The 25,815-nt window shown below is 65.2% G+C and carries 26 protein-coding genes; 20 read left to right on the top strand and 6 right to left on the bottom strand.

What is annotated here, in order from left to right; all coding sequences use genetic code 11:
- Window positions 1–52 precede the first annotated feature (52 nt).
- Both ACIGFL_RS12640 and ACIGFL_RS12635 read left to right on the top strand, forming a co-directional pair.
- Window positions 53–1,237 (top strand): aromatic ring-hydroxylating dioxygenase subunit alpha, encoded by a 1,185-nt coding sequence (locus ACIGFL_RS12640; protein ID WP_021443062.1) that lies wholly within the window; start codon window positions 53–55, stop codon window positions 1,235–1,237.
- Between the two features lie 181 nt (window positions 1,238–1,418).
- A complete protein-coding gene (locus ACIGFL_RS12635; RefSeq protein WP_397497403.1) occupies window positions 1,419–1,826 on the top strand; it encodes a TonB-dependent receptor domain-containing protein in 408 nt (135 codons plus the stop codon).
- Window positions 1,827–1,868: 42 nt separating this feature from the next.
- Here the strand turns inward: ACIGFL_RS12635 and ACIGFL_RS12630 are convergent, their stop codons facing one another.
- Both ACIGFL_RS12630 and sstT read right to left on the bottom strand, forming a co-directional pair.
- Window positions 1,869–2,627: a siderophore ferric iron reductase gene (locus ACIGFL_RS12630; protein ID WP_397497402.1), complete on the bottom strand. Its 759-nt coding sequence runs from the start codon at window positions 2,625–2,627 to the stop codon at window positions 1,869–1,871.
- Window positions 2,628–2,783: 156 nt separating this feature from the next.
- Window positions 2,784–4,007, bottom strand: coding sequence for a serine/threonine transporter SstT (sstT, locus tag ACIGFL_RS12625; RefSeq protein WP_397497401.1), 1,224 nt, complete (start codon window positions 4,005–4,007; stop codon window positions 2,784–2,786).
- A 381-nt stretch (window positions 4,008–4,388) separates the two neighbouring features.
- Between sstT and ACIGFL_RS12620 the strand changes: the two genes are divergently transcribed.
- The 4 genes from ACIGFL_RS12620 to ACIGFL_RS12605 all read left to right on the top strand — a co-directional run bounded on the left by ACIGFL_RS12620 (window position 4,389) and on the right by ACIGFL_RS12605 (window position 8,323).
- Window positions 4,389–5,630: a glutamine synthetase family protein gene (locus tag ACIGFL_RS12620; RefSeq protein ID WP_397497517.1), complete on the top strand. Its 1,242-nt coding sequence runs from the start codon at window positions 4,389–4,391 to the stop codon at window positions 5,628–5,630.
- Between the two features lie 79 nt (window positions 5,631–5,709).
- A complete protein-coding gene (locus ACIGFL_RS12615) occupies window positions 5,710–7,017 on the top strand; it encodes an MFS transporter (protein WP_397497400.1) in 1,308 nt (435 codons plus the stop codon).
- Entirely contained in the window at window positions 7,014–7,703 is a 690-nt protein-coding gene (locus ACIGFL_RS12610; RefSeq protein WP_122108436.1) for a TIGR04283 family arsenosugar biosynthesis glycosyltransferase, read from the top strand. Before ACIGFL_RS12615 ends, ACIGFL_RS12610 begins: the two co-directional genes overlap by 4 nt.
- Window positions 7,700–8,323, top strand: a complete 624-nt coding sequence (locus ACIGFL_RS12605) for a TIGR04282 family arsenosugar biosynthesis glycosyltransferase (protein ID WP_397497399.1) — start codon at window positions 7,700–7,702, stop codon at window positions 8,321–8,323. Before ACIGFL_RS12610 ends, ACIGFL_RS12605 begins: the two co-directional genes overlap by 4 nt.
- Window positions 8,324–8,325: 2 nt before the next feature.
- Here ACIGFL_RS12605 and ACIGFL_RS12600 read toward each other — a convergent pair whose 3' ends face one another.
- The 4 genes from ACIGFL_RS12600 to flgA all read right to left on the bottom strand — a co-directional run bounded on the left by ACIGFL_RS12600 (window position 8,326) and on the right by flgA (window position 10,910).
- Window positions 8,326–9,075 (bottom strand): flagellar brake protein, encoded by a 750-nt coding sequence (locus ACIGFL_RS12600; RefSeq protein WP_021445025.1) that lies wholly within the window; start codon window positions 9,073–9,075, stop codon window positions 8,326–8,328.
- 88 nt (window positions 9,076–9,163) lie between these two features.
- Window positions 9,164–9,631 (bottom strand): flagella synthesis protein FlgN, encoded by a 468-nt coding sequence (locus tag ACIGFL_RS12595; protein ID WP_397497398.1) that lies wholly within the window; start codon window positions 9,629–9,631, stop codon window positions 9,164–9,166.
- Window positions 9,632–9,681: 50 nt separating this feature from the next.
- Window positions 9,682–10,017, bottom strand: a complete 336-nt coding sequence (flgM, locus tag ACIGFL_RS12590) for a flagellar biosynthesis anti-sigma factor FlgM (RefSeq protein WP_021443983.1) — start codon at window positions 10,015–10,017, stop codon at window positions 9,682–9,684.
- Window positions 10,018–10,151: 134 nt separating this feature from the next.
- Window positions 10,152–10,910, bottom strand: a complete 759-nt coding sequence (gene flgA, locus ACIGFL_RS12585; protein ID WP_397497397.1) for a flagellar basal body P-ring formation chaperone FlgA — start codon at window positions 10,908–10,910, stop codon at window positions 10,152–10,154.
- A 77-nt stretch (window positions 10,911–10,987) separates the two neighbouring features.
- On the opposite strand from flgA, the gene ACIGFL_RS12580 reads away from it, so the two are divergent.
- From ACIGFL_RS12580 to ACIGFL_RS12515, 14 genes are all read left to right on the top strand, one after another.
- On the top strand, window positions 10,988–11,920 hold the full coding sequence (locus ACIGFL_RS12580; protein WP_122108431.1) for a chemotaxis protein CheV: 933 nt from the start codon (window positions 10,988–10,990) through the stop codon (window positions 11,918–11,920).
- A gap of 43 nt (window positions 11,921–11,963) precedes the next feature.
- A complete protein-coding gene (gene cheR / locus ACIGFL_RS12575) occupies window positions 11,964–12,791 on the top strand; it encodes a protein-glutamate O-methyltransferase CheR (RefSeq protein WP_122108430.1) in 828 nt (275 codons plus the stop codon).
- A 474-nt stretch (window positions 12,792–13,265) separates the two neighbouring features.
- Entirely contained in the window at window positions 13,266–13,673 is a 408-nt protein-coding gene (flgB, locus tag ACIGFL_RS12570; protein WP_122108429.1) for a flagellar basal body rod protein FlgB, read from the top strand.
- An 11-nt stretch (window positions 13,674–13,684) separates the two neighbouring features.
- Complete coding sequence (gene flgC / locus ACIGFL_RS12565) at window positions 13,685–14,128, top strand: flagellar basal body rod protein FlgC (protein ID WP_021443988.1); 444 nt, start codon at window positions 13,685–13,687, stop codon at window positions 14,126–14,128.
- 21 nt (window positions 14,129–14,149) lie between these two features.
- Window positions 14,150–14,815, top strand: coding sequence for a flagellar hook assembly protein FlgD (flgD, locus tag ACIGFL_RS12560; RefSeq protein ID WP_397497396.1), 666 nt, complete (start codon window positions 14,150–14,152; stop codon window positions 14,813–14,815).
- 36 nt (window positions 14,816–14,851) lie between these two features.
- Window positions 14,852–16,168, top strand: a complete 1,317-nt coding sequence (gene flgE, locus ACIGFL_RS12555; protein WP_397497395.1) for a flagellar hook protein FlgE — start codon at window positions 14,852–14,854, stop codon at window positions 16,166–16,168.
- 211 nt (window positions 16,169–16,379) lie between these two features.
- A complete protein-coding gene (locus ACIGFL_RS12550) occupies window positions 16,380–17,120 on the top strand; it encodes a flagellar basal body rod protein FlgF (protein WP_021443991.1) in 741 nt (246 codons plus the stop codon).
- Window positions 17,121–17,166: 46 nt separating this feature from the next.
- Window positions 17,167–17,952: a flagellar basal-body rod protein FlgG gene (flgG, locus tag ACIGFL_RS12545; RefSeq protein WP_021443992.1), complete on the top strand. Its 786-nt coding sequence runs from the start codon at window positions 17,167–17,169 to the stop codon at window positions 17,950–17,952.
- Window positions 17,953–17,993: 41 nt separating this feature from the next.
- Entirely contained in the window at window positions 17,994–18,692 is a 699-nt protein-coding gene (gene flgH / locus ACIGFL_RS12540; protein WP_021443993.1) for a flagellar basal body L-ring protein FlgH, read from the top strand.
- A gap of 224 nt (window positions 18,693–18,916) precedes the next feature.
- Window positions 18,917–19,996 (top strand): flagellar basal body P-ring protein FlgI, encoded by a 1,080-nt coding sequence (locus ACIGFL_RS12535; RefSeq protein WP_031303109.1) that lies wholly within the window; start codon window positions 18,917–18,919, stop codon window positions 19,994–19,996.
- A gap of 10 nt (window positions 19,997–20,006) precedes the next feature.
- Window positions 20,007–21,191 (top strand): flagellar assembly peptidoglycan hydrolase FlgJ, encoded by a 1,185-nt coding sequence (flgJ, locus tag ACIGFL_RS12530; protein WP_397497394.1) that lies wholly within the window; start codon window positions 20,007–20,009, stop codon window positions 21,189–21,191.
- Window positions 21,192–21,200: 9 nt separating this feature from the next.
- Window positions 21,201–23,213 (top strand): flagellar hook-associated protein FlgK, encoded by a 2,013-nt coding sequence (gene flgK / locus ACIGFL_RS12525; protein WP_397497393.1) that lies wholly within the window; start codon window positions 21,201–21,203, stop codon window positions 23,211–23,213.
- 68 nt (window positions 23,214–23,281) lie between these two features.
- Window positions 23,282–24,523 (top strand): flagellar hook-associated protein FlgL, encoded by a 1,242-nt coding sequence (flgL, locus tag ACIGFL_RS12520; RefSeq protein WP_397497392.1) that lies wholly within the window; start codon window positions 23,282–23,284, stop codon window positions 24,521–24,523.
- 158 nt (window positions 24,524–24,681) lie between these two features.
- On the top strand, window positions 24,682–25,800 hold the full coding sequence (locus tag ACIGFL_RS12515; protein WP_397497391.1) for a DegT/DnrJ/EryC1/StrS family aminotransferase: 1,119 nt from the start codon (window positions 24,682–24,684) through the stop codon (window positions 25,798–25,800).
- Window positions 25,801–25,815 lie beyond the last annotated feature (15 nt).

Raw genomic sequence — 25,815 nt, 5'->3', positions numbered from 1 at the left:
ATTTCCGCTGGCCGGTGCCCGTCCGCCTCGCACTCGCTGCAAGGAGCCAAGCATGTACAACCCCAGTCGCACCGCTCAGTTTGCCGCCACGCCCTACGATTTTCGCCCCACCGAGCCGCAGTTGCCGATTCGCAGTTACTGCGACCCGGCGATCTACGAATGCGAGCAGGAGCTGATCTTCCGCCACTGCGCCAACTACATCGGCCACGAGAAGATGGTGCCCGAGCTGGGCGACTGGTACGCGCTGCCGCATGAGGAGCACAGCCGCATCCTGGTGCGCAACGAGCATGGCGTGGAGCTGCTGTCCAACGTCTGCCGTCACCGTCAGGCGCTGATGCTCGGCGATTTCAGCCCGGGCAGCGATGCCAGTGCGGTGCGCCGCGGCAATCTGCGCGCCACCGGCAACCGCATCCTGTGCCCGCTGCACGCCTGGACCTACGACAGCAGCGGGCTGATCGTCGGTGCGCCGAAGTTTGCGCAGAAGCCCTGCCGCAACCTGCCGCGTTACCCCCTGCACAACGTCGCCGGCTTTCTCTTCGAGGGACCGCGCGATCCAGTCGCCGACATCGGCGCGCTGTTCCGCCGCCCGGACATGGATTTCTCCGACTACCAGCTCGACCACGTCGAGATGCACCCGTGCAAGTGCAACTGGAAAACCTTCATCGAGATCTACAACGACGACTACCACATCGCCTCCTTCCATCCCGGCCTGCGCCGCTACGTGCGCAGCGAGGGGCTGCAGTGGGACTACGGCGACTGGTACAGCCTGCAGCGCATCAACGTGAACCCCAACCTGGCGCGTGCCGGCACCGATACCTACCGCGCCTGGCATGAAGGCCTGATGGCCGTGCATGGCGATGCCGCGCCGGATTTCGGCGCCATCTGGGCCAGCTACTACCCGACTCACATGATCGAGGTGTTCCCCCACGCCCTGGTGCTTTCCACCGTGTATCCCAAGGGCGTGCACGAGTGCCTCAACGTCGTCGAGTTCTACTACCCGCAGGCGCTATGCGAGGGCAACCGCGAGCTGGTCGAGGCGCACCGCGCCGCCTACATGGAAACCGCCATTGAGGACGACGAGATCGCTGAGCGAACCGATGCCGGCCGGCGTGCGCTCTACCAGCGCGGCATCGATGACAGCGGCCCGTACCAGATACCGCTGGAGGAGGGCATGCAGCATTTCCACGGCTGGTATCGCCAGGTGATGGGCCAGGCCCTGGCAGCCGAGCGCCGCTGAGGCGCGGGTATCGGCCCGACATGGAGGTTGCCGCGATGAACTGAAGTCCCCTTGCGCTGTGCCAACGCCTTATCCCACTCAACCAAGAAAAAGTGTCTGCCCCCATAAACGCGATGTATCACTCACGACACCCGGCGCACCTGCGCGCCAGCTGCAGCCCCGGCATACTGGCCATGGCCCTGTGTCTGGCGCCACAGGCCTGGCCAGTGGTGGCCTGACTCGTCTGTTCTCGATTCGCGATGGCAATGGCAGCCGCACGCGCACCTTCATTCCGCAGAACAGCCTGTATCTCGCCACCACCTATCGGGTGCCGCAGGTGCAGGGCCTGAAGCTGGGCGGCAGCGTCAACTGGCAGAGTGAGATCTTCCGCGAGCAGGGCACGTCCACTAGCAGCGCGACCATCGTCAGCGGTCGGGGCTCCTACGCCGTGGTCAATGCGCTGGCCCGCTACGACCTCGACCCGCACTTCAATGTCTCGCTCAACGTCAACAACCTGTTCGACCGCAAGAACCTGACCAGCCTGTACTGGGCGCAGTCCTATTACGCGCCGTCGCGCAATGCGACCCTGAGTCTGAGCTGGACGTACTGAGCAAGGCTGTGCAGCGCCGCCGGCGCCTGGCCGGCGGCTGCTTCAGTCCACCTTTGCCAGTTCCTCGCGCAGACGGCGCTGGCGTTCCGCCGGCTTGAGCTTCGGGCAGGTGCTGCAGAATTCGCCGTCCTCGCGGCGAAAATGCTGGCAGCAGGCGTTGCGGCCCAGCGCCAGGCACTCGCGGCCGTCGTCCAGGCGAACCTCGAGCAGTGCGCTGCTGCGCGGCATGGCTAGCGCTCGCAGCCAGCAGGCCTCCAGTTCGCGCAACGCCGAGTTGGGCAGGCCCAGCCGGCGCTGCACCAGTAGCAGCGCGGCTCGCGTGCAATCGACGGCGAACAGTCTGGCGAGCTTGGGAGGGATGCTGGCGACGCGGTCGAACTCGTCCAGTTGCCGTTCGACGAAATCGCCAATCTGCCCGGCGGCGAGGGCGATCAACTCTTGCTGCTCGCCGCGCTGCGGGCTATGCGACGGCAGGCTGAAGCCACCGACGAAGCCGTCGCAGACCGATTGCCCCAATTGTCCCAGGCAGGGTGCGCGGTGCTGCAGGTGCACGGCCAGCAGGCTGAGGTAGATCGGTTGCCAGATCAGCAGGGCCCAACTGCGGGTGGTCCAGTAGTGGTGGCCGGCGCCGGGGTGGGCGCGTTGCCAGTGCGCGTGCAACGCGGCGATCCGTTGCGGGTTGCCTGGGCTGGCGCACTGCAGCTGATCGGGGCTTGGCGTGCCGATACGGCCGTGCAGGGCAGGGACAGTGGCGCGCAGGGTGGTAAGCAGCGCGGCGAGGTCGCCAGAGGCATCGGACATGAAGGTGAAACCCTGCAGCTTCGCGAATGGTTCGGGGCGATGGCAGGGAATCTAGCAGGACATTGCTAATGATACAAATTAGCAATTAGGAATGTGTTTCATTGGTAAGCAAGAGGCCCACGCTGGGTGGCCTCTTGCCGTGATACGCGTCGGCGATCAGCCGTCGCTGCGCTCCTGCGCCATGCATGCGGCGGCGGTGAACAGCACGTCGGTGGAGGAGTTCAGCGCGGTTTCCGCCGAGTCCTGGACGATGCCGATGATGAAGCCGATGGCTACCACCTGCATCGCCACCTCGTTGGGGATGCCGAACAGGCTGCAGGCCAGCGGGATCAGCAGCAGCGAGCCGCCGGCCACGCCCGAGGCGCCGCAGGCGCTGATCGAGGCCAGCACGCTGAGCAGCAGGGCGGTCGGCAGGTCGACGGCGATGCCCAGGGTATGCACCGCGGCCATGGTCAGGATGGTGATGGTAATCGCCGCGCCGGCCATGTTGATGGTGGCGCCCAGCGGGATCGACACCGAGTAGGTTTCCTCGTGCAGGCCCAGGCGCTGGCTCAGCTGCAGGTTGACCGGAATGTTGGCCGCCGAGCTGCGGGTGAAGAAGGCGGTCAGGCCGCTCTCGCGCAGGCAGGTGAACACCAGCGGGTAGGGGTTGCGGCGGATCTTCCAGTACACCAGCGCCGGGTTGACCAGCAGCGCCACCAGCAGCATGCAGCCGACCAGCACCACCAGCAGGTGCAGGTAGCCGAGCAGGGCATCGAAGCCGGATTCGGCCAGGGTCGCGGCGACCAGGCCGAAGATGCCCAGCGGCGCCAGGCGGATCACCAGCTTGACGATGGCGGTGACACCATCGGAGAGATCGCCCAGCAGCTGCTTGCTGCCGGTGCTGGCATGGCGGAAGGCGAAGCCCAGACCGATGGCCCAGGCCAGGATGCCGATGAAGTTGCCTTTGAGCACCGCATTCACCGGATTGTCGACGATATTCAGCAGCAGGGTCTTGAGCACCTCGCCGATGCCGCCGGGGGGCGTCAGTTCGGCGGCCTGGCTGCTCAGCACCAGCGCCGAGGGGAAGGCGAAGCTGGCCACCACCGCCACCAGCGCGGCGCTGAAGGTGCCGATCAGGTACATCAGCAGGATCGGGCGGATATGGGTCTGCTGGCCGTGCTGGTGGTTGGCGATGGACGACATCACCAGAATGAACACCAGTACCGGCGCCACCGCTTTCAGCGCCGAGACGAACACGTTGCCGACGAAGCCGACGGACAGCGCCGCCTGCGGGGCGATCAGGGCGAGGACGATACCGGCCAGCAGGCCGATGAAAATCTGCATCACCAGGCTGGTGCGGTTGAGCAGCTGCAGGGCAGGGTGAATGGCTTCGGACATCGCGGGAGTCTCTGGTTGCTGGGCCGCGCGCACAAGTGGCGTTGGGCCCCGGGCGACAGGGCTTCCGGCCGGGCGCGAGAGGCTCGGCGGAAAAAATAGCGCGCGACTCTAGCACAGTCGCGGCGGGCGTCGACCGCGCCGGGGCGATCAGGGCGACAGGGTGCAAGCCGGTGTCGCATCTCGGCAAGCGGCGAGTGCTTGAAATATCGAACATCCGCTGCGTATTTTGTCCATCTCGCCGTCGGCCGACGGTATTCGAGCACACAAGGACAACCACAGATGAGCACTGCCAGCCGCCCTGCACTGGAAACCCTCCTGCGCGGCATCGACGAAATCGAGTGCGTGACCCCGGACCTCAACGGCGTGCCGCGCGGCAAGGTGATGACCGCCGCCGGCTTCCTCGAAGGGCGGCGGCTGCAACTGGCCCGCGGCGTGCTGCTGCAGTGCATCATGGGCGGCTACCCGCCGGCGCGTTTCTACGGCGGCGACGACGGCGACCTGGCGCTCAACGCCGTGCCGACGCAGATCCACCGCCTGCCCTGGAGCGAGCCGCAGCGCGCGCTGGCCATCTGCGACGCCGACGAGCTGGACGGGCGCAGCAGTGGCCTGTCCACCCGCGGCCTGCTCAAGCGCGTGCTGGCGCGTTACGCCGAGCATGGCTGGCAGCCGGTGGTGGCCACCGAGCTGGAGTTTTTCGTGTTCGCGGCGAATGCCGATCCGCTGCAGCCGTTCCAGCCGCCGGTCGGTCTGGACGGCCGCCGCGAGGATGGCGGTGCGGCGTTCAGCGTCAGCTCCGGCAACGGCCTGCGCCCCTTCTTCGCCGAGGTCTACCGCTGCATGGCGGCGCTCGGCCTGCCGCGCGACACCTCCATGCACGAGATGGGCGTCAGCCAGTTCGAGATCAACCTGCTGCACGGCGATGCGTTGCAACTGGCCGACCAGACCCTGCTGTTCAAGCACCTGCTCAAGGAGGTCGGGCTCAAGCACGGTCTCAGCGTGGTGTGCATGGCCAAGCCGCTGGCGCATACCCCGGGCAGTTCCATGCATATCCACCAGAGCGTGGTGGAGCGGGGCAGCGGGCGCAATATCCTCAGCGCCGACGACGGCGAGGCGACGGCGGCCTTTTATCACTTCATCGGCGGTCAGCAGGCAGCGCTGGCCGATTTCACCCTGCTGTTCGCCCCCCATGTGAATTCCTATCAGCGCCTGTGCCATCCCTATGCCTCGCCGAACAATGCCTGCTGGTCGGCGGACAACCGCGCCGCCGGCCTGCGCATCCCGGCCAGTGCGCCGGTGGCGCGGCGGGTGGAGAACCGCCTGCCGGGCGCCGATGCCAACCCCTATCTGGCCCTGGCCGCCAGCCTGGCCGCCGGGTTGCACGGTCTGGAGCGCGAGCTGCAGCCGAGTGCGCCGATCCAGGGCGAGTTCGAGGTGCCCGACGAATTGGCGCTACCCTGTACCATGCACGCCGCCATCGAGCGTCTGAAACGCAGCGAGTTGGCGGTCGAACTGTTCGGTGCGGAATTCATCGAAGGTTACATCGCCAGCAAGACCCTGGAGCTGACCAGCTTCTACGATGAAATCACCCCCTGGGAGCGCCGCGTGCTGGCCGCGCAGGCCTGACCGGCCGCCGCTCCCTATGTATTCGCGCAGTACCGCGCGCCCTGCCGGGCGCGCCCCGCACAAGGAGCCGTAGCCGTTCATGCGCCCGATCTGGAAGTCCTTCCGTTCGCTGTACTTCGCCACCTTGCTGATGCTGCTCGGCTCCGGCCTGCTCAGCACCTACCTGGCCCTGCGCCTGGCCGACACGGTGGACGGCCTGTGGGTCGGCGCGCTGATGGCGGCCAACTATTTCGGCCTGGTGCTCGGCGGCAAGCAGGGCCATCGGCTGATCGCCCGGGTCGGGCATATCCGCGCCTACGTCGCCTGCGCCGGGGTGGTCACCGCCGCGGTGCTCGGCCATGGCCTGGTGGAGTGGCTGCCGTTCTGGCTGCTGCTGCGCATGCTGGTGGGCCTGGGCATGATGTGCCAGTACATGGTGATCGAGAGCTGGCTCAACGAGCAGGCCGAGGCCAGCCAGCGCGGCCTGGTGTTCAGCGGCTACATGGCGGCCTGCTACCTGGGGCTGATCCTCGGCCAGCTGGTGCTGGTGGTGCACCCGACCCTGGGCCCGGAACTGCTGATGCTGGTGGCCCTGTGCTTCGCCCTGTGTCTGGTGCCGGTGGCGCTGACCCGGCGCCTGCACCCGGCGCCGCTGCACCCGGCGCCGCTGGAGCTGCGCTTCTTCCTCAGCCGGGTGCCGCTGTCGCTGACCACCGTGGCCGTGGCCGGGCTGCTGATCGGGGCCTTCTATGGCCTGGCGCCGCTCTATGCCACGCGCATGGGCCTGAGCACCGAGCAGGTCGGCCTGTTCATGGGCAGCTGCATCCTCGCCGGCCTGCTGGTGCAGTGGCCGCTGGGCTGGCTGTCGGACCGACGCGACCGGGTACTGCTGATCCGCGGTTGCGCCGCATTGCTGCTGCTCGCCGCGTTGCCGCTGGCGCTGCTGCAGCAGGTGACGCTGCTGCCGCTGATCGGTATCGGCTTCGTGGTCAGCCTGATGCTGTTCAGTCTTTACCCGCTGGGGGTGGCGCTGGCCAACGACCACGTCGAGCCGGAGCGGCGGGTGTCGCTGACCGCCATGCTGCTGGTGACCTTCGGTGTCGGCGCCTGTATCGGCCCGCTGTTGGCGGGGGTGCTGATGCGCCTCTATGGCGCCCACATGCTCTACGTGTTCGTCTGCTGCTGCACGCTGATCCTGGTCTGGCGCATCCGTCCCGAGTCGGTCACCCACCTGCATCAGGTCGAGGACGCGCCGTTGCATCACCTGGGCAGCCCGGCCAATGTGGCCGGCTCGCCACTGATGGCAGCGCTCGATCCGCGGGTCGACGAGCAGACCGTGCAGGAGCAGATGCAGGACCCCGTCGCGGCGCCAGAGGAGCCGGCGGAGGCGCCACGGGCGACGCCATGAGCCGCCTCAGCGTCGTCATCCCGGCGCTGGACGAGGCCGCGGCGCTGCCGGCGTTGCTCGAAGATCTGCGCACGCTGCGCAGTGCCGGCGCCGAATTGATCCTGGTCGACGGCGGCAGCCGCGACGGCACGCCACAATTGGCGGCCGCGCGGGTCGACCGCCTGCTGCACAGCCCGCCCGGTCGGGCGCGGCAGATGAACGCCGGCGCGGCGCAGGCCGGCGGCGACTACCTGTGGTTCCTGCATGCCGACACCCGGCTGAGCCCGGCTTGCCTGGCCGCGCTGCAGCAGGCGCTGGTCGATGAGCCGGGCTGGGGGCGTTTCGATCTACGCCTGTCGGGCGCTGGCCCATCGCTATGGTTGATCGGCCAGATGATCAACCTGCGTTCGCGCCTGACCGGCATCGCCAGCGGCGATCAGGGCATCTTCGTGCGCCGCGAGCTGTTCGAGTCGCTCGGCGGCTATGCCGACATCCCGCTGATGGAAGACCTCGAGCTGTGCCGGCGGCTCAGGCGCGTGGCCCGGCCACGTTGTCTGCGCCCGCCGCTCTCGACGTCGAGCCGGCGTTGGGAGCAACATGGAACCTGGCGCACGGTCTGGTTGATGTGGCGTCTGCGCCTGGCCTACTACCGCGGGGTCAGCCCGGAGCTGCTGGCTGGCCGTTACCGAGGAGGAGCACGACGATGACCACGCTGTCACTCCACCTGCTGGCGCGCGCACCCGTCCCCGGACGGGTGAAGACGCGCCTGATTCCGACATTGGGCGAGGAGGGCGCCAGCCGCCTGCAGCGGGCGCTGCTGGAACAGACCCTGGCCCTGCCGCCGCTGGCCTTCGAGCAGCGTTTCCTGTGGCTGGATGGCGATGCCGACCGCCCCTTGCAGCAGTTGGCCGAGCGCCAGGACTGGGTGCTGGTGGAGCAGCCGGCCGGCGACCTCGGCGAGCGCATGCGGCGTATCGCGGCGCTCGGCCTGGCCGAGCACGACGGCGTGGTGCTGATCGGCAACGATTGTCCGGCGCTCGACGGCGCCTACCTGCAGCAGGCCTGTGCGGCACTGGACGAGCACCGTGCGGTGCTCGGCCCGGCGGAGGACGGCGGCTACGTGCTGCTGGGCCTGCGCAGCCTCGATCACAGCCTGTTCGAGAACATGCCCTGGGGCGGCGAGCAGGTGCTGGCGCGCACCCGCGAGTGCCTGCAGCGCCTGGCCTGGCCGCATCTGTTGTTGCCGACGCTATGGGATGTGGACCGGCCGCAGGATCTGGCGCGCCTGGCGGAGCTGGATCAGCGCTGGCGCAACCTGGTGCACTGACCTTAGAACAGGCCGTCGCTCTCGCTGCGCCGCGCTTCGCGCTGCAGCTGGTAGACGAAGCGCTCGACCTGGCGCTGCTCCAGACCGCTCATGCGGTAGAAGCGGGTGCCGACGAAGGTCATGTCGACCTTCTCCTCGTACTGCACGTGGCGCAGCTCCACCGCACAGGTCATGGCGCCGAACGGCAGTTGGGCGGTGAGGCGCTCGTGCACCTGGCCGTTGTGCAATTGCTGGCTGAGGTCGCCGGCAAAGCGCAGTTTGCAGCCGGTGGCGGAGATGTCCAGCAACTGGCCGGGGAGCGGTTCGCGCAGCTTGTCGCCGGCCAGCACCACCTTGATCAGGTCGCTCTGCTTGAGCGGCGCGCGGTAGGCGCTGCGGCGCTGGTGATAGATCACCTCCTGCGGCAGCGGCGCCCAGTAGCAGGGCGCCCCCTCGAACTCGCCCAGTTGCACGTCGTGCTCGCAGCTCCAGGCCACGCGCACGCCCTCACGGTAGGCCTCGACGCTGAAGGCTTCGCCCTGCTTGAGGAAGCGCTCGCCATCGTTGGGAATGATTTCGTCCAGCGCCACGCGGTTGCGCTCGCGGTCGATTTCCACCAGGTAGCTCTGGAATCGCTGGCTGCGATCCTTGAACTGGATCACCAGCGGGTCGTGGTTCTGTTGCAGTTGGCGCAGGGTGGCAATGATTTCCACGGGTGCCTTGAGCACCTTGGGTGGCTGAGGACCATTTTCCTCGTTGAACGCGCTGGACACAGTTCGGAACTCTCCGAGTCATCGACTACAACGGCACTAGAATACTGGCAGAGTGCCTGCGTGTCCCTGTGCTTTTTCTTGTGGTGGCTCAGGCCTGGCTGAGTGGCCTTTGCTGGGCGATTCTAGCCGCACTGCCACGGCTGTCATAGAGCCCCGGCGTCTCACCGCCGCGGAGGATGCCGAGGATGCTGCCGACCGAGGCCTGGTTGGCGCGGATCAGTCGGCCGTTGCGCAGGTTGGCCTCCTGGCACCGTTGCAGCAGGGCGGACAGCGCTTCGCTGCGTGCCAGCAACTGTTCGCCCAGCGCGGAGCCTGCCGCCAGTGCGCCGAGGCCGTCGCGGTCGGCGCTCAGGCCGGCGGCCAGCAGCAGGCGACTGCGCTCGCCGCCGTGCTGCTGGAGCAGGGCGAGCAGGGGTTGTTTGTCGCTGAGCAGGCTGTCCAGGCGCGGCAGGTCGCGCTCGGTCAGGGCCTGGAATTCGGCATCGATCAGCTCAAGCAGTTGCTCGGCGGTGCCGATATCGGTGGTGAACAGGTCAAGCAGGGCAGTGTCGTGCATGGCGGGCTCTTGGGGGTCGGGCGTCCAACACCCCCAGCGCAGCCCTGGGACTAGCGCTGGGATTCGAAGTTGAGCAGTTTTTCGGCGACGCGCTGACTGTCGACCTGGTAGCTGCCGTCGGCAATCGCCTGTTTCAGCTGGGCCACGCGCTCCTTGTTGACGATCGGCTGATCGCGCAGCTTCTCGCCGATCTTCTGCAGCTGCTGCGCCTCGCGGCTCAGCTGTACCGGCTCGCCGGTCTTGGCGGTGTTCTGCTCATCGCCGCCGGCGACCGGCGCCTGAGTCGGCGTTGCCGGCTCGTTGCGATTGCCAGCCTGAGTCGCGCCGGTACGCCCCGCGTTGGCGGGCGTATTGGCATTGTTCAGCCGGTTGAAGTCGATGACCATGATGCAGAACCTCGGACGATATGGTGGACGCTTGCCAAGCTTTCGGCCGCTGCCGGTAAAACTTTAGGGCTATTTTCGCTGCGTCGTTAAACAGTGTAGGAAATCGCCTGGCTGTTGCGCTACAAGAAACATGCCTACATGGCCACTTGCACTTGTCCGGGCCCGATCACGCGGGCGCGCACCACCCGTTGCGAACGCAGGTTGCGCACGTTGATCTGCTGGCCGGGAGCGCCGTCGCTGAGCGCTTCGCCGGGCATGCGTACGTTGATCGTGCCGCTGCTGGCGCTGATCACCACCTGGTCGCCGCGACGGATCGCCTCGGCCACCTGCAGGTGGTTCGGCGCCAGGACCTGGTTGCTGCCCAGCTGGCGCGTCAATTTCTTGCCGATCGCCTGGGCCGGATCGGTCAGGTAGCCCTGACGGAGCTGGCCGACGTCGCGCTCGACCATGCTCAGGTCGGCGGCGCCGACCACGCTCATGCGTTTGAGCGGGCGGGTCAGCACCGCCACCTGGCGAAACAGGCGCACCTCGGCCGGCACGAACACAGTCCAGGGCGCGCTGCCTTCGCAGCGTACCCGCGTGGTGACGCGCCCAATGGGTTGTGCCGGGCTTTCGAGCTGCGTAGTCAAAGGCTGGTCGCACAGAGGCAGGCGCAGCCGCGGGTCGAGTCTACTGACCTGGATCTCATGGCGGCCCTGGATTTCGCTACGCTGTAAATGGTCGACCACGGCCTGCTCAAGAAAGGCCTCGGTGGCGCCGATAAGCTGGTCGGTACTGGTGAAGGCCGCCGCAGCGCTGCCGCTGTAGCCGATCACTGGCAAAGCGAGTAAAACGGGCAGGGCGTCCAGGCACTTTGCCAGCAGCTGACGGAATGATGACGTTCTTGGCTTCATGACCAATGCAAAGCAAGCCCCGTGCCGCCTGCTAGGCTGCAAGGGGTTGGCGTTACTAGACGAGAAGGAGTCCGGGCATGGCCGGGTTGATGGATTCGGTTAACCAGCGCACCCAACTGGTAGGGCAGAACCGCTTGGAGTTGCTGCTGTTCCGCCTGGAGGGCCCGCAGTTGTATGGCATCAACGTGTTCAAGGTTAAGGAGGTGCTGCAGTGCCCCAACCTCACCATCATGCCCAAGTCCAGCCCGGTGGTGCGCGGGGTGGCCAATATCCGCGGCGGCACCATCCCGATTCTCGACCTGTCCATCGCCACCGGGCGGGCGGCCCTTGAAGACCTCAAGACCAGCTTCGTGATCATCACCGAGTACAACACCAAGGTGCAGGGCTTCCTGGTGCGCTCGGTGGAACGCATCGTCAACATGAACTGGGAGGAGATCCATCCGCCACCCAAGGGCGCCGGGCGCGACCACTACCTGACCGCGGTGACCCGCCTCGACCAGCAGCTGGTGGAGATCATCGACGTGGAGAAGATTCTCGCCGAGGTGGCGCCCACCTCCGAGGTAATCTCCGCCGGGGTGATCGACGAGCAGGTGCAGAGCAGTGCGGTAACCAAGCACGTGCTGATCGTCGACGACTCCTCGGTGGCGCGCAAACAGGTGTCGCGCTGCCTGCAGACCGTGGGCGTGGAGGTCACCGCGCTGAACGACGGCCGCGAGGCGCTCAATTACCTCAAGCAGATGGCTGACGAGGGCCAGCGCCCCGACGAGGAGTTGCTGATGCTGATTTCCGACATCGAGATGCCGGAGATGGACGGCTATACCCTGACCACCGAGATTCGCAGCGATCCGCGCATGCAGAAGCTGCATATCCTCCTGCATACTTCGCTGTCCGGGGTATTCAACCAGGCGATGGTGAAGAAGGTCGGCGCGGACGATTTCCTCGCCAAGTTCAAGCCGGACGACCTGGCCTCTAGGGTGGTCGAGCGGATTCGCGTGGCGGATGGGGGCTGAGGGGTGACCTTCGGCGAATGTTATGGTCGGTGAGGCGGCACTAGTGTCTTCAGGTAATTTGGATTTCGAGCAGTTCCGGACTTTCCTGGAAAAGGCCTGCGGTATTCTGCTGGGCAGCAACAAGCAGTACCTGGTCTCCAGCCGTCTGAACAAGCTGATGGAACAGAACGGCATCAAGACCCTGGGCGAGCTGGTGCAGCGCATGCAGAACCAGCCGCGCAGCGGCCTGCGCGAGCAGGTGGTTGATGCCATGACCACCAACGAAACCCTGTGGTTTCGCGACACCTACCCCTTCGAGGTGCTGAAGAATCGGGTGCTGCCGGAGTTGATCAAGGCCTATCCGGCGCAGCGCCTGCGCATCTGGTCGGCGGCCTGTTCGTCCGGGCAGGAGCCCTATTCGCTGTCGATGTCGATCGACGAGTTCGAGCGGACCAATATCGGCCAGCTCAAGGGCGGGGTGCAGATCGTCGCCACTGACCTGTCGCCGTCGATGCTGGCCAACTGCAAGTCCGGCGAGTACGACAGCCTGGCCATGGGCCGCGGCCTGGCCCAGGAGCGCCTGCAGCGTTATTTCGACCCCAAGGGGCCGGGCCGCTGGCAGGTCAAGGCGCCGATCAAGAACCGCGTCGAGTTTCGCCCGCTCAACCTGCTGGACAGCTACGCGGCGCTGGGCAAGTTCGACATCGTGTTCTGTCGCAACGTGCTGATCTACTTCTCCGCCGAGGTGAAGAAGGACATCCTCACGCGCATCCATGCCACCCTCAAGCCGGGCGGCTACCTGTTCCTCGGCGCGTCCGAGGCGCTCAACGGCCTGCCCGAGAAGTACCAGATGGTGCAGTGCAGTCCGGGCATCATCTATAAGGCCAAGTAGTGGCGCGATCGCCCTCAGTGGAGCAGAACGGGAGGCCTAGGCCTCCCGTTTGCGTTTCCTGGCCTGGGGATCTCGCCTGCCCGCTGTCCGGACCCCGTTGCGCCGAGGCGGCACCCCGTGGGAGGCGCGTCAGCGGCGACTTCCACTCTCCTGAACCTTCCGTGGCCCGAAGGCAACCCGGTGGGGCTTCCCTGGCCGGCAATCGCATCCGGGCTACTCAGTTTTCGCGGGCGCCATTCGATCTGTCCATTGGTGATCGAGGCCGCTCCCCGGCATCACCGCCGGGCGGCAAACAGTCGAACGGCCTTTGCCGCTCGCTTGCCTACGGGCGGTAAGGGCTTGCCGCTTTGCCGCTTGCGTCGTCTCGTTATTTGTTTAAGTAACTGATTTATAAGTGATTTATTAGTTGGCACAAGCTTTGCTGAATGTCTGGCAGGAAAGACCAGACTGCCCCAGCGGCAAAGGTTGCAGAGCATGAGCATCAATTTCGGCAAGGCCCTCGGTATCCACGAACAGGCACTCGGCTTCCGCGCCCAGCGTGCCGAGGTGTTGGCCAACAACATCGCCAACGCCGATACCCCCAACTACAAGGCGCGCGACCTCGACTTCGCCAGCGTGCTGGCCGCGCAGAGCGCCAAGCAGCAGCGCGGCAACGTCGCCCTGGCGCGCACCGACGGCCGCCATATCGGCGCCGAGGGCATCGCCACCGGCCAGGCCGAGCTGGCCTATCGCACGCCGCTGCATGCCTCGCTGGACCAGAACACCGTCGACCTGCAGATGGAGCAGTCGAACTACGCCGAGAACTCGGTGCATTTTCAGGCCAGCTTCACCTTCCTCAACAGCAAGTTCAAAGGGCTGACCAGCGCCCTGCGCGGCGAATAAGGAGCGCGACCATGTCCCTTGCCAGTGTCTTCAATATCGCCGGAACCGGCATGAGCGCGCAGAGCACGCGCCTCAATACCATCTCCAGCAACATCGCCAACGCCGAAACGGTGTCCTCAAGCATCGACCAGACCTACCGCGCCCGCCATCCGGTGTTCGCCACCGTGTTCCAGCAGGCGCAGGGCGGCGACCGGGGTTCGCTGTTCGCCGAGCAGGACGAGGCCGGCCGTGGCGTGCAGGTGCTCGGCGTGGTCGAGGACCAGAGCAGCCTGATGCCACGCTACGAGCCGGATCATCCGGCGGCGGACGCCGGCGGCTACGTGTACTACCCCAACGTCAACGTGGTCGAGGAGATGGCCGACATGATTTCCGCCAGTCGCGCCTTCCAGACCAACGTGGAAATGATGAATACCGCCAAACAGATGCTGCAGCGCGTGCTGACCCTGGGTCAGTAAGTCAGCGAAAGGGAGTCAGGCATGAGCACAGTCAGCGGCACCAGTTCGGTACTGGATCAGTACCAGATCAAGCAGGACACCACGCAGAACAAGGAACTCGGCAAGAACGAGTTCCTCAACCTGCTGGTGGCCCAGTTGAACAACCAGAATCCGCTGGAGCCGCAAGGCAACGGCGAGTTCATCGCCCAGCTGGCGCAGTTCAGCCAGGTCGAGGGCATCGAGAAGCTCAATACCAGCATGGAGTCGCTGCTCTCCGGCTATCAATCGTCGCAGGCGCTGCAGGCCTCGTCGCTGGTCGGGCGCAAGGTCATAGTGCCGAGCGAGAAGGCGGTGGTCGACACCAGCGAGAGCTTCAAGGCCAGCACGGTGCTGCCGGTCAGCAGCAGCAACGTCTACGTCAACGTCTACGACAGCGCCGGCTCGGTGGTCGCGCGCATCAACCTGGGCGAGCAGGCTGCCGGCAACGTCAGCTTCATCTGGGACGGCAAGGATTCCAGCGGCAAGCTGATGCCGCCCGGCACCTACAAGTTCGAGGCGCAGGCCACCTACGGCGACGAGACCAAGGGCCTGTACACCCTGCTGCCGGCCAACGTCGACAGCGTCACCCTGGGCGGCAGCGAGCTGATGCTCAACCTCGCCGGCCTCGGCAGCGTTCCGATTTCCCAAGTGCAAGTCATCGGCCAATAACTATTGCCGCCGGCAGTTCCGGCAAAGGAGTCCTCCATGTCGTTCAATATTGGTCTCAGCGGCCTGCGCGCCGCGACCAAGGATCTCAATGTCACCGGCAATAACATCGCCAACGCAGGCACCGCCGGCTTCAAGCAGTCGCGCGCCGAATTCGCCGATGTCTATGCCGCCTCGGTGCTGGGGTCCGGCTCCAACCCGCAGGGCAGCGGGGTGCTGCTCGGCGACATCTCGCAGCAGTTCAACCAGGGCAACATCAATTACACGCAGAACGCCCTGGACCTGGCGATCAACGGCAACGGCTTCTTCGTCACCAGCAACAACGGCGAGATCAGCTACACCCGCGCCGGTTACTTCGGCACCGACCGCGACGGTTTCATGGTGAACAACTTCGGCTATCGCCTGCAGGGCTACTCGGTCGATGCCAACGGCAACCTGCAAAACGGCATCGTCAACGATATCCAGATCCAGACCGCCAACCAGGAGCCGCGCGCCACCGCCAACCTGGATCAGACCTTCAACCTCAACTCGAACAACACCGTGCCGAGCACCGTGCCGTTCGACCCGACCGATCCGACCAGCTACAACTCGTCCACCTCGACCAACATCTACGATACCCAGGGCAACGCCCACGTCTTCACCCAGTACTTCGTCAAGACCGGAGCCAACAGCTGGACCATGAACGTGCTGATCGACGGGCGCAATCCGGACGATCCGACCCTGACCACGCCGTCCAGCGTCGATCTGCAGTTCACCACCGCCGGCCAGCTCGACGTGGCCACGCTGATCGCCTCGACGCCGACCGGCTTCACCGTGGCCGCCGACGGCACCATCGACCTGACCAGCTGGGTGCCGGCCGCGCCGGACAACTCGGTGCCGCCGGTGTGGGGGCCGAACGGGGCGACGGCCAACGCGACGGGGGTCAATATCGATCTGCGCCAGGCGACCCAGTTCGCCAGTTCCTTCGCGGTCAACAGCGTCAGCCAGGACGGCTATACCACCGGCCAGCTGGCCGGCCTGGAAATCGACGACACCGGGGTGATTTTCGCCCGTTACACCAACGGCCAGTCCAAGGTGCAGGGACAGGTGGTACTGGCCAACTTCGCCAACGTGCAGGGCCTGACGCCGGTGGGCAAGACCGCCTGGGTGCAGTCCTTCGAGTCCGGCGAGCCGGTGGTCGGTACGCCGCGCGCCGGCACTCTGGGCGCGCTGCAGTCCGGCGCCCTGGAGGACTCCAACGTCGAGCTGTCCGATCAGCTGGTCAACCTGATCGTCGCCCAGCGCAACTACCAGGCCAACGCCAAGACCATCGAGACCGAAAGCGCCATCACCCAGACCATCATCAACCTGCGTTGATGAAACCTGCTCCGGCAAAGCGGCAAGCCTGGCTTGCCGCTTTGCCGTTCCGGCGCCGGCAAACTCTCGCCGCCGGCGTTCTCCGGATTGCCGTTCTGTTTTGATAAAGCCTTTTAAATCAGCTGCTTGAGTGATCTTTTCGAATCTGGCACGGCGCTTGCTGAATAGCTTGCAAAGAGCCACGGGCAACAGGCCCTCTCGGAGAATCACCATGGACAAGCTGCTGTACGTCTCCATGACCGGCGCGCACAACAACACCCTGGCGCAGCGCGCGCACGCCAACAACCTGGCCAACGTCTCCACTTCGGGTTTCCGTCGCGACTTCGAGCAGGCGCGCTCCATGCCGCTGTTCGGCGACAGCTACCCGGCGCGCGTCTACGCCATGAGCGAGCGCCCGGCCACCGACTTTCGTCCCGGCTCGCTGCAGGAAACCGGCCGCGACCTGGACGTGGCGGTCGGCGGTAAGGGCTGGATCGCCGTGCAGGCGCCCGACGGCAGCGAGGCCTACGTGCGCACCGCCAGCCTGAACATCGACGCCCTCGGCATGCTGCGCACCGGCAACGGTTTGCCGGTGATCGGCAATGCCGGGCCGATTGCCGTGCCGCCGGAGCAGAAGGTGGAGATCGGCCAGGACGGCACCATCAGCATTCGCGCCCTCGGCGAGGACCCCAATGTGCTGGCCGAGGTCGACCGCATCAAGCTGGTCAACCCCGATCCCAAGTCGCTGGAGAAGGGCAGCGACGGCCTGATCCGGGTCAAGGGCCAGGCCGCGGCGCCGGCCGATGCCCTGGTGCAGGTGACCTCCGGCTTTCTCGAGTCGAGCAACGTCAACGCCGTCGAGGAGATGACCGCGATCCTCTCGCTGTCACGCCAGTTCGAGCTGCAAGTGAAGATGATGCGCACCGCCGAGGACAACGCCTCGTCCATGGCGCGGGTTTTGCAAATTAGCTAATTATCAGCACGCGGCGCCATGAATCTGGCGTCCGAGGAGAGTCGATATGCTTCCGGCACTGTGGGTCAGCAAGACCGGTTTGTCCGCCCAGGACATGAACCTGACCACCATTTCCAACAACCTGGCCAACGTCTCCACCACCGGCTTCAAGCGCGATCGCGCCGAGTTCGAGGACTTGCTGTACCAGATCCGTCGCCAGCCGGGCGGCCAGTCCAGCCAGGACAGCGAACTGCCCTCCGGCCTGCAGCTGGGCACCGGGGTGCGCGTGGTCGGCACGCAGAAGATCTTCACCGCCGGCAGCCTGCAGACCACCGAGCAGCCGCTGGACCTGGCGATCAACGGCCGCGGCTTCTTCCAGGTCCTGCAGCCCGACGGCACCGTCTCCTACACCCGCGACGGCAGCTTCCACCTCGATTCCGACGGCCAGATCGTCACCTCCAGCGGCTTCGCCCTGGAGCCGGCCATCGTCCTGCCGGGCGAGGTGCGCACCTTCACCGTCGGCGAGGACGGCACCGTGTCGGTGACCACCGCCGGCAACGCCCAGCCGCAGATCATCGGCAACATCCAGCTGGCCGACTTCGTCAACCCGGCCGGCCTCGAAGCCATTGGCAACAACCTGTTCCTGGAGACCGGCTCCAGCGGCGCGCCGCAGGTCGGCAACCCGGGCCTCAACGGCCTCGGCACCACCCTGCAGAACACCCTGGAGAACTCCAACGTCAGCGTGGTGGAGGAGCTGGTGAACATGATCACCACCCAGCGCGCCTACGAAATGAACTCCAAGGTGATTTCCACCGCCGATCAGATGCTGTCCTTCGTGACGCAGAACCTCTGATCCTTTCTTGATTTAGTTGTGAACGCCGCGAGGTAGTGGTTATGAACCGGCAAATACTCTGTTTCCCCCTGTTGGCTGGCCTGCTGCTCGGCAGCGGCTGCGTGGCGCCGACAGCCAAGCCGGACGATCCCTATTACGCCCCGGTGTTGCCGCGCACGCCGCTGCCGGCGGCGCAGAACAACGGCTCGATCTACCAGGCCGGCTTCGAGAACGGCCTGTACGACGACCGCAAGGCGTTCCGCGTTGGCGACATCATCACCATCACCCTCAACGAGCGTACCCAGGCCAGCAAGAACGCCAACAGCGACATAGAGAAGGACAGCAGCGCCAACATGAGCATGGGCGCCCTGTTCGGCGGTGGCGTGTCGGCGACCAACCCGCTCACCGGTGGCCGCATGACCCTGGACACCGAGTTCTCCGGTTCGCGTGACGCCAGTGGGGCCAGTCAGGCGGGGCAGAGCAATAGCCTGTCCGGCTCGATCACCGTCACCGTCGCCGAGGTACTGCCCAATGGCATCCTCGCCGTGCGTGGCGAGAAGTGGATGACCCTCAATACCGGCGACGAGCTGGTGCGCATCTCCGGGCTGGTCCGCGCCGACGACATCGCCACCGACAACACCGTGGCTTCGACCCGGGTGGCCGATGCGCGTATCACCTATTCCGGCACCGGCGCCTTCGCCGACGCCAGCCAGCCGGGCTGGTTGAGCCGCTTCTTCCTCAGCCCGATGTGGCCGTTCTGAGCGAGGCTGTATCCATGAAATCCTGGCTGAACCCCCTAGCCGCGAGCTCCGCTCGTCAGGCGTTCAACGTCGCTCCGGCGCGCGAGTCGAGCTCGCCGCTGCGCGCTCTGCTTCCCGCGACCCAGGCGCGGCCGCTGCAGGCAAGCTCCTGCCGCCGGCAATTCGCCGCCGCCCATCGCGGCTATCGCCGCCGTGGCGCCAACGACTGGCTGCTGCTGGCGACCATGCTGGCGTGCCTGCTGCTGAGCCTGCCGACCCAGGCCGAACGGCTCAAGGACCTGGCCTCGATCCAGGGCGTGCGCAGCAACCAGCTGATCGGCTACGGCCTGGTGGTGGGTCTCAACGGCAGCGGCGACCAGACCACCCAGACCCCCTTCACCGTGCAGACCTTCAACAACATGCTGGCGCAGTTCGGCATCAAGGTGCCGCCGGGCGGCAACGTGCAGCTGAAGAACGTCGCCGCGGTGTCGGTGCATGCCGATTTGCCGGCGTTCGCCAAGCCGGGGCAGACCATCGACATCACCATTTCCTCCATCGGCAACGCCAAGAGCCTGCGCGGCGGCAGCCTGCTGATGACCCCGCTCAAGGGCATCGACGGCAACGTCTACGCCATCGCCCAGGGCAACCTGGTGGTCGGCGGCTTCGACGCCGAGGGCGGCGACGGTTCACGGATCACCGTCAACGTGCCTTCGGCCGGGCGCATTCCCGGCGGCGCCACGGTGGAGCGGCCGGTGCCCAGCGGTTTCGATCAGGGCAACAGCCTGACCCTCAATCTCAACCGCCCGGACTTCACCACGGCGAAGAACATCGTCGACCAGATCAATGACCTGCTCGGCCCGGGCGTGGCTCAGGCCATCGACGGCGGCTCGATCCGCGTCAGCGCGCCGCTCGACCCCAACCAGCGCGTCGACTACCTGTCGATCCTGGAGAACCTCGAAGTGCAGGCCGGCCAGGCGGTGGCCAAGGTCATCATCAACTCGCGCACCGGCACCATCGTCATCGGCCAGAACGTGCGCGTGCAGCCGGCGGCGGTGACCCACGGCAGCCTGACCGTGACCATCACCGAGGACCCCATCGTCAGCCAGCCCGAGGCCTTCTCCGGCGGCCAGACCGCCGTGGTGCCGCGTTCGCGGGTGGACGCCGAGCAGGAGGCCAAGCCAATGTTCAAGTTCGGCCCCGGCACCAGCCTCGACGAGATCGTGCGTGCGGTGAACCAGGTGGGCGCGGCGCCCTCCGACCTGATGGCCATCCTCGAGGCGCTCAAGCAAGCCGGCGCTCTCCAGGCCGACCTGATCGTGATCTGAGGACAGCGCCATGGATTCCAGACTCTCTGCAGGCCTGCTCGGCAACGGTAAGAGCCCCACCGACAGCGGCGCCTTCACCGACCTGAACCGCCTCAACCAGTTCAAGGTGGGCGGCGACAGCGAACAGAACATCCGCAAGGTCGCCCAGGAATTCGAGTCGCTGTTCATGAACGAGATGCTCAAGGCCATGCGTTCGGCCGGCGAGGCGTTCGGCGAGGGCAATTTCCTCAACAGCAACGAGAGCAAGACCTACCAGGACATGCACGACCAGCAGCTGTCGGTGACCCTGGCCAAGGAAGGGCGCGGCATCGGCCTGGCCGATGTGCTGGTGCGGCAGATGTCCAAGCTCAAGCAGCCCTCCAGCCGGCCCAATCCCTTCGCCCAGATCGAGCAACCGCTGAGCAAGGCGAGCGCAGCCGAGAGCGAAAAAGTGGCCAGCAGCGAAGGCTTCCGCGACGAGGTGGCGCTGCTCAACCGCCGCCGTCTGGCGGTGCCGGGCAAACTGGCCGATCGCCTGCTGGCCGGTATCGTGCCGTCTGCCGGGGAAGGCGAGGGCAAGGCCCTGGCCGGTGGCGACTGGATTCCCGCACAAAGCTTCGCCGCGCCCAAGGCCGATGGCCTGAGCCTGAACAACAGCGATGCCATCAGCGGCCGGCGCATCGCCCAGCCGCCGCTGGCGCCGGGCAAGGCCGCGTTCGCCTCGCCGCAGGAGTTCGTCGCCACCATGCTGCCGATGGCCGAGGCGGCGGCCGAGAAGATCGGCGTCGACCCGCGCTACCTGGTGGCCCAGGCCGCGCTGGAGACCGGCTGGGGCAAGTCGATCATTCGCACCCGCGACGGCGAGAGCAGCCACAACCTGTTCGGCATCAAGAGCCACAACAGCTGGGACGGCGAGTCGGCGCGGGTGCTGACCACCGAGTACAAGGGCGGCAAGGCGGTCAGGGAAGCGGCCAGCTTCCGCGCCTACGACTCCTACGCGCAGAGCTTCGACGACTACGTCAGCTTCCTGCAGAGCAACGGGCGCTACGAAAAAGCGCTGAACGCCACCGAGAATCCGGAGCGTTTCGTCAAGGAACTGCAGCAGGCCGGCTACGCCACCGACCCCAACTATGCGCGCAAGATCGCCCAGATCGCCCGCAAGATGCAGACCTACCAGGCCGTGGCGGCTGCCGATAGCGCCACCACAAGGACTTGAGGCTGAACCATGGCTGACCTACTCAGTATTGGCCTGTCCGGGCTTGCCGCCAGCAAGACCCAGCTCAGCGTCACCGGTCATAACATCACCAATATCAATACACCGGGCTATACCCGTCAGGATGCGGTGCAGGCCACGCGCATTCCGCAGTTCAGCGGCGCCGGCTATATCGGCTCGGGTACCAGCCTGGTGGACATCCGCCGCAGCTACAGCGAGTTTCTTACCAGCCAGTTGCGCTCCAGCACGGCGCTGGCCAGCGACGTGGCGGCCTACAAGAGCCAAATCGATCAGCTCGACTCCTTGCTGGCCGGCTCCACCACCGGCATCACCCCCTCGCTGCAATCCTTCTTCGCCGCGTTGCAGACCGCGGCGGAAGATCCGGCCAATATCCCGGCGCGGCAACTGGTGCTGTCCGAGGCCGAGGGCCTCTCGCGGCGCTTCAATACCGTTTACGAACGGCTCAATGAGCAGAACAACTTTCTCAACAAGCAGATGGTGGCGGTCAGCGATCAGGTCAACCGCCTGGCCACCAGCGTCGCCAGCCTGAACAACGCCATCGCCGTCGCGGCGGCCAACGGCCAGCAGCCCAACGACCTGCTCGATGCCCGCGACGAGGCGGTGCGCCAGCTGTCCACCTACGTCGGCGTCACCGTGGTGCCGCAGGACGACAGCAGCTACAACCTGTTTATCGGCAGCGGCCAGCCGCTGGTGGTGGGCGCCACCGCCAGCCGCCTGGAGGTCGGGCCGGGGAAGGGCGATCCCACGCGCTTCGAGGTTCAGTTCGTCAGCGGCAACTCGCGCCAGACCATTACCACCCAGCTCAGCGGCGGCGAGCTGGGCGGCTTGATCCGCTATCGCCAGGAGGTACTGGACTCCACCTTCAACAGTCTCGGCCGTCTGGCCCTGGCCGTCAGCGATCAGGTCAACAGTCAGCTTGGCCAGGGCCTCGACCTCAAGGGGCAGGTGGGGAGCGCGCTGTTCGGCGACTTCAACGATCCGGCGTTGGCAGCACTGCGCGTACGCGTTTTCAGTAGCAACAGCAGCAATGCCCAGCCCTTGCTCAACATAGGCGACACCAGCCTGCTGACTGCCAGCGACTACCGCCTGGAGTTCGACGGCACCAACTACACGGCGCGCCGCCTTAGCGATAACGCGATGATGAGCGTGACCGAGAATCCTCCCGGCACGCTCAGCTTCAGCGACAGCAATGGTCGCGACCAGGGCTTCACCATCGACGTCGGCACGCCGGCGCCGGTGGCAGGTGACATCTTCCTGCTGCAGCCGACCCGTCGCGGCGCCGGCGACATTGCTGTCGTGCTCGATCAGCCCGACCAGTTGGCCTTTGCCGCGCCGGTGCGGGCCGAGTCCAACCTGCAAAACCGCGGCACCGGCGCCATTAGCCAGCCTGACCTGCAGTCCGTGCTGAATCTGGGCAGCCTGACCGGCGCTCTGCCGGTAACCCTGACCTACGACGAGGCCGCCGGTGATTTCACCGTGCCGGCTGGCGCCACCCTGACCCGTATCAACGCCGATGGTACGCCGGCCGCACCGGCCACCTTTCAGCCCGGGCAGACCAATAGCTACGAACTGCAGCTGGCCGATGGCAGCACCCTGCGCCTGACCCTCAGCGGCCGGCCGCAGCAGGGCGACACCTTCGCCGTTGCCTTCAATGCCAATGGCGTATCCGACAACCGCAACGCGCTGAAACTGGCCGATCTGCAATCGAAGGCGACCATCGGCGTCGACCCCGCCGCGCCAGGAAGTACCGGTGTGAGTTTCGCCGATGGCTACGGCGATCTGGTCGAACGGGTTGGCACCCTGACCGCTCAGGCGCGTCTGGATGGCGAGGCGACCACGGCGATTCTCAAGCAGGCCACCGACAACCGCGATTCGCTGTCGGGGGTCAACCTGGACGAAGAAGCGGCCAACCTGATCAAGTTCGAGCAGTACTACAACGCCTCGGCGCAAATCATTCAAGTTGCCCGCTCTTTGTTCGATACCCTGATCAGTTCATTTAGATAATCCGTAGGTGCGCAAGGCGCACCCTACGACTCCGTCAATGCTCGACGGTCGCATCAAGAGGCTCAAGCATGCGCATCTCTACCATCCAGGCATTCAACAATGGGGTTTCCGGCCTGCAGCGCAACTACGCCAATGCCATCCGTACCCAGGAGCAGATCAGTACCGGCAACCGCATTCTCACCCCGGCGGACGACCCGGTGGCTTCGGTGCGCCTGCTGCAGCTGGAGCAGCAGCAGTCGGTGCTGGGCCAGTACCAGTCCAACCTGACGGCGGCGAAGAACAGCCTGACTCAGGAGGAGGTTACGCTTCAGTCGGTGACGACTGTTCTTCAGCGGGTTCGAGAGCTAGTCGTACAGGCTGGCAATGGCGCCCTAGGGTTGGATGATCGTAAATCTATCGCGGCAGAACTCGCCGAGCGCGAAGACGAACTGTTGGCGCTGATGAATACCCGTAATGCCCGTGGCGAATATCTTTTCTCCGGGTTCCAGGGTAAATCGCAGCCGTTCGTCCGTCAGGCTGATGGCAGCTATCTGTACATGGGGGACGAAGGGCAGCGTAAGCTGCAGATCGCCAGCTCCTTGGAAGTACCCATTAGCGACAATGGCAAGCAGGTTTTTCAGAGCGCCCTCAATGCGGGCCGGCTAACGGTTACCGACAATTCCAGTCCAGCGGCGCCCGCTGGCATGATCAGTGGCGCGCTGGTGACGGATGAGGTGGCGTTTGCTAACTTTCCAACTGGCGGTGTGCAAATCGACTTTGATGCCGTCGATCCAAAAAACTACACCATTACCCCGTTACCCTCGGGCACGGCGACGACTGGTCGCCTTTCCGATATGGGCGACACGTTAGTCGCTTACGGCGGCATTAGCTTTTATGTCAACGGCACGCCGCCGCCGTCCTCCAGCTTCGCGCTGGAGGGGCCCGGGCCGGCAGCCTCCGCAGTAGGTACCGATCCGTCGATCAAAACGGGGATCCTTGATGCTATTTCGCAGCTGCGCCAGGTCCTTGAAACCAGTACCGATGGTCGAGAAGTACGTGATGCCGTTGCTCTGGGGCTCTCCAACATTTCCAGCGGTATGGCCGCTGTGGACATGGCGCAGGGCCAAATAGGGGCCCGGCTGAATGTCGTGGATTCCAGTCAGACCGACAATGAGGATGTCACCTTGGTCAATAAGGCGGTGCAGGCTGAATTGCGAGAATTGGACTATGCGGAAGCGCTATCGCGCTTGTCATTTCAGCAGTTGATCCTGGATGCGTCGCAGAAGAGCTATGTCGCGATTACGCAATTGAATCTTTTCAGCAAGTTATGAGTGGCGTTCGTAATAATTACGTTTCTTTGGCATGGTCTTGCTTGGCGGATTTCTTGCATTCGTTTTAATCATAAAAACTTTACGTCGCAAAACTGACACCCTGCGAGGCAGGAAACGGTAGACGTAGGATGCGGATTCATCCGATATACGGTGCGAATATGACCAAACCAATCCCAGTCACCAGCCCGTTGCTGCCGCCCCTCGAAGAATTTCTGCCATATCTGGAAGAGGTGTGGGAAAGCCGTCGTTTGACGAACGGCGGTCCCATGCATGAGCGTCTCGAGCAGCAACTGGCCGATTATCTGGGGGTCGAGCACATCTGCTTGTTCGCCAACGGTACGCTCGCCTTGGTGGCGGCCCTCCAAGCGCTGCGGATCTCCGGCGAGGTAATCACCACCCCGTATTCCTTCGTTGCGACCGCGCATTCGGTGGTGTGGAACGGCCTCAAGCCCGTGTTTGTCGACGTCGATCCGGTTACTTGCAATCTGGACCCCGCACGAGTCGAGGAGGCCATCACGCCGGCCACCTCCGCGATCATGCCGGTGCACTGCTACGGAATTCCCTGCGATGTGGATGGGATTCAGCGAGTGGCCGACACTTACGGTCTCAAGGTCATCTACGACTCGGCCCACGCATTCGGTGTGCGTCAGGATGGTGTCAGCATCCTGCGAAGCGGGGATTTGTCGGTCCTGAGCTTTCACGCGACGAAAGTGTTCAATACTTTCGAGGGCGGCGCCATCATCTGTCCGGATGCAAAAATCAAGAAGCGTATCGATTACCTGAAGAACTTCGGCTTCGCTGACGAGGTGACGGTGGTCGCTCCAGGCATCAACGGCAAGATGAATGAGGTGCAGGCAGCCTTTGGGCTTCTCCAGCTCAAGCATCTGGACGGCGCGCTAACGGCTCGCCGGCAGTTGTTTGAGCGTTATCGCGAAGCTTTCCGAGATGTTCCGGGGTTGCGTCTGGTTTCGCCCTCGCCGGGGCTGGACTGGAACTATTCCTATTGCCCCCTGTTCGTGGACGATCAGCACTTTTCGGTTTCCCGCGATGTTCTGTTTCGGCGCTTGCGCGACGCGGAAATTCTTGCCCGCCGTTACTTCTATCCGCTGATTTCGGAGTTTCCCATGTACCGTGGGCTCGACAGCGCTCAGCCCCAGCGGCTCGGCAACGCTTTCGGCATATCCCGCCAGGTGATTTGCCTGCCGATTTTCCCACATATGCAGGAGCAGGAGCAGGATGAGGTCATCGCAATCATCCTCGATACCGCGCTCGTCTGAGTCGGTGGTCGATTG

The organism is Pseudomonas sp. NPDC077649 (assembly GCF_044542855.1).
Lineage (GTDB): Bacteria > Pseudomonadota > Gammaproteobacteria > Pseudomonadales > Pseudomonadaceae > Aquipseudomonas.
The sequence above is the reverse complement of the archived record's forward strand: the minus strand, read 5'-3'. Positions and strand labels throughout refer to the sequence as shown.

Coding starts and splice junctions, on each gene's coding strand:
- ACIGFL_RS12535 (WP_031303109.1), top strand. CDS start 18,917: ATGCTGGCGTGCCTGCTGCTGAGCCTGCCGACCCAGGCCGAACGGCTC.
- flgD (WP_397497396.1), top strand. CDS start 14,150: ATGAGCACAGTCAGCGGCACCAGTTCGGTACTGGATCAGTACCAGATC.
- flgM (WP_021443983.1), bottom strand. CDS start 10,017: ATGGTCATCGACTTCAACCGGCTGAACAATGCCAATACGCCCGCCAAC.
- ACIGFL_RS12615 (WP_397497400.1), top strand. CDS start 5,710: ATGCGCCCGATCTGGAAGTCCTTCCGTTCGCTGTACTTCGCCACCTTG.
- flgJ (WP_397497394.1), top strand. CDS start 20,007: ATGGATTCCAGACTCTCTGCAGGCCTGCTCGGCAACGGTAAGAGCCCC.
- ACIGFL_RS12515 (WP_397497391.1), top strand. CDS start 24,682: ATGACCAAACCAATCCCAGTCACCAGCCCGTTGCTGCCGCCCCTCGAA.
- ACIGFL_RS12640 (WP_021443062.1), top strand. CDS start 53: ATGTACAACCCCAGTCGCACCGCTCAGTTTGCCGCCACGCCCTACGAT.
- ACIGFL_RS12630 (WP_397497402.1), bottom strand. CDS start 2,627: ATGTCCGATGCCTCTGGCGACCTCGCCGCGCTGCTTACCACCCTGCGC.
- flgB (WP_122108429.1), top strand. CDS start 13,266: ATGAGCATCAATTTCGGCAAGGCCCTCGGTATCCACGAACAGGCACTC.
- flgC (WP_021443988.1), top strand. CDS start 13,685: ATGTCCCTTGCCAGTGTCTTCAATATCGCCGGAACCGGCATGAGCGCG.
- flgG (WP_021443992.1), top strand. CDS start 17,167: ATGCTTCCGGCACTGTGGGTCAGCAAGACCGGTTTGTCCGCCCAGGAC.
- ACIGFL_RS12620 (WP_397497517.1), top strand. CDS start 4,389: ATGACCGCCGCCGGCTTCCTCGAAGGGCGGCGGCTGCAACTGGCCCGC.
- flgH (WP_021443993.1), top strand. CDS start 17,994: ATGAACCGGCAAATACTCTGTTTCCCCCTGTTGGCTGGCCTGCTGCTC.
- sstT (WP_397497401.1), bottom strand. CDS start 4,007: ATGTCCGAAGCCATTCACCCTGCCCTGCAGCTGCTCAACCGCACCAGC.
- ACIGFL_RS12610 (WP_122108436.1), top strand. CDS start 7,014: ATGAGCCGCCTCAGCGTCGTCATCCCGGCGCTGGACGAGGCCGCGGCG.
- flgK (WP_397497393.1), top strand. CDS start 21,201: ATGGCTGACCTACTCAGTATTGGCCTGTCCGGGCTTGCCGCCAGCAAG.
- ACIGFL_RS12595 (WP_397497398.1), bottom strand. CDS start 9,631: ATGCACGACACTGCCCTGCTTGACCTGTTCACCACCGATATCGGCACC.
- flgE (WP_397497395.1), top strand. CDS start 14,852: ATGTCGTTCAATATTGGTCTCAGCGGCCTGCGCGCCGCGACCAAGGAT.
- flgA (WP_397497397.1), bottom strand. CDS start 10,910: ATGAAGCCAAGAACGTCATCATTCCGTCAGCTGCTGGCAAAGTGCCTG.
- ACIGFL_RS12605 (WP_397497399.1), top strand. CDS start 7,700: ATGACCACGCTGTCACTCCACCTGCTGGCGCGCGCACCCGTCCCCGGA.
- ACIGFL_RS12580 (WP_122108431.1), top strand. CDS start 10,988: ATGGCCGGGTTGATGGATTCGGTTAACCAGCGCACCCAACTGGTAGGG.
- ACIGFL_RS12550 (WP_021443991.1), top strand. CDS start 16,380: ATGGACAAGCTGCTGTACGTCTCCATGACCGGCGCGCACAACAACACC.
- flgL (WP_397497392.1), top strand. CDS start 23,282: ATGCGCATCTCTACCATCCAGGCATTCAACAATGGGGTTTCCGGCCTG.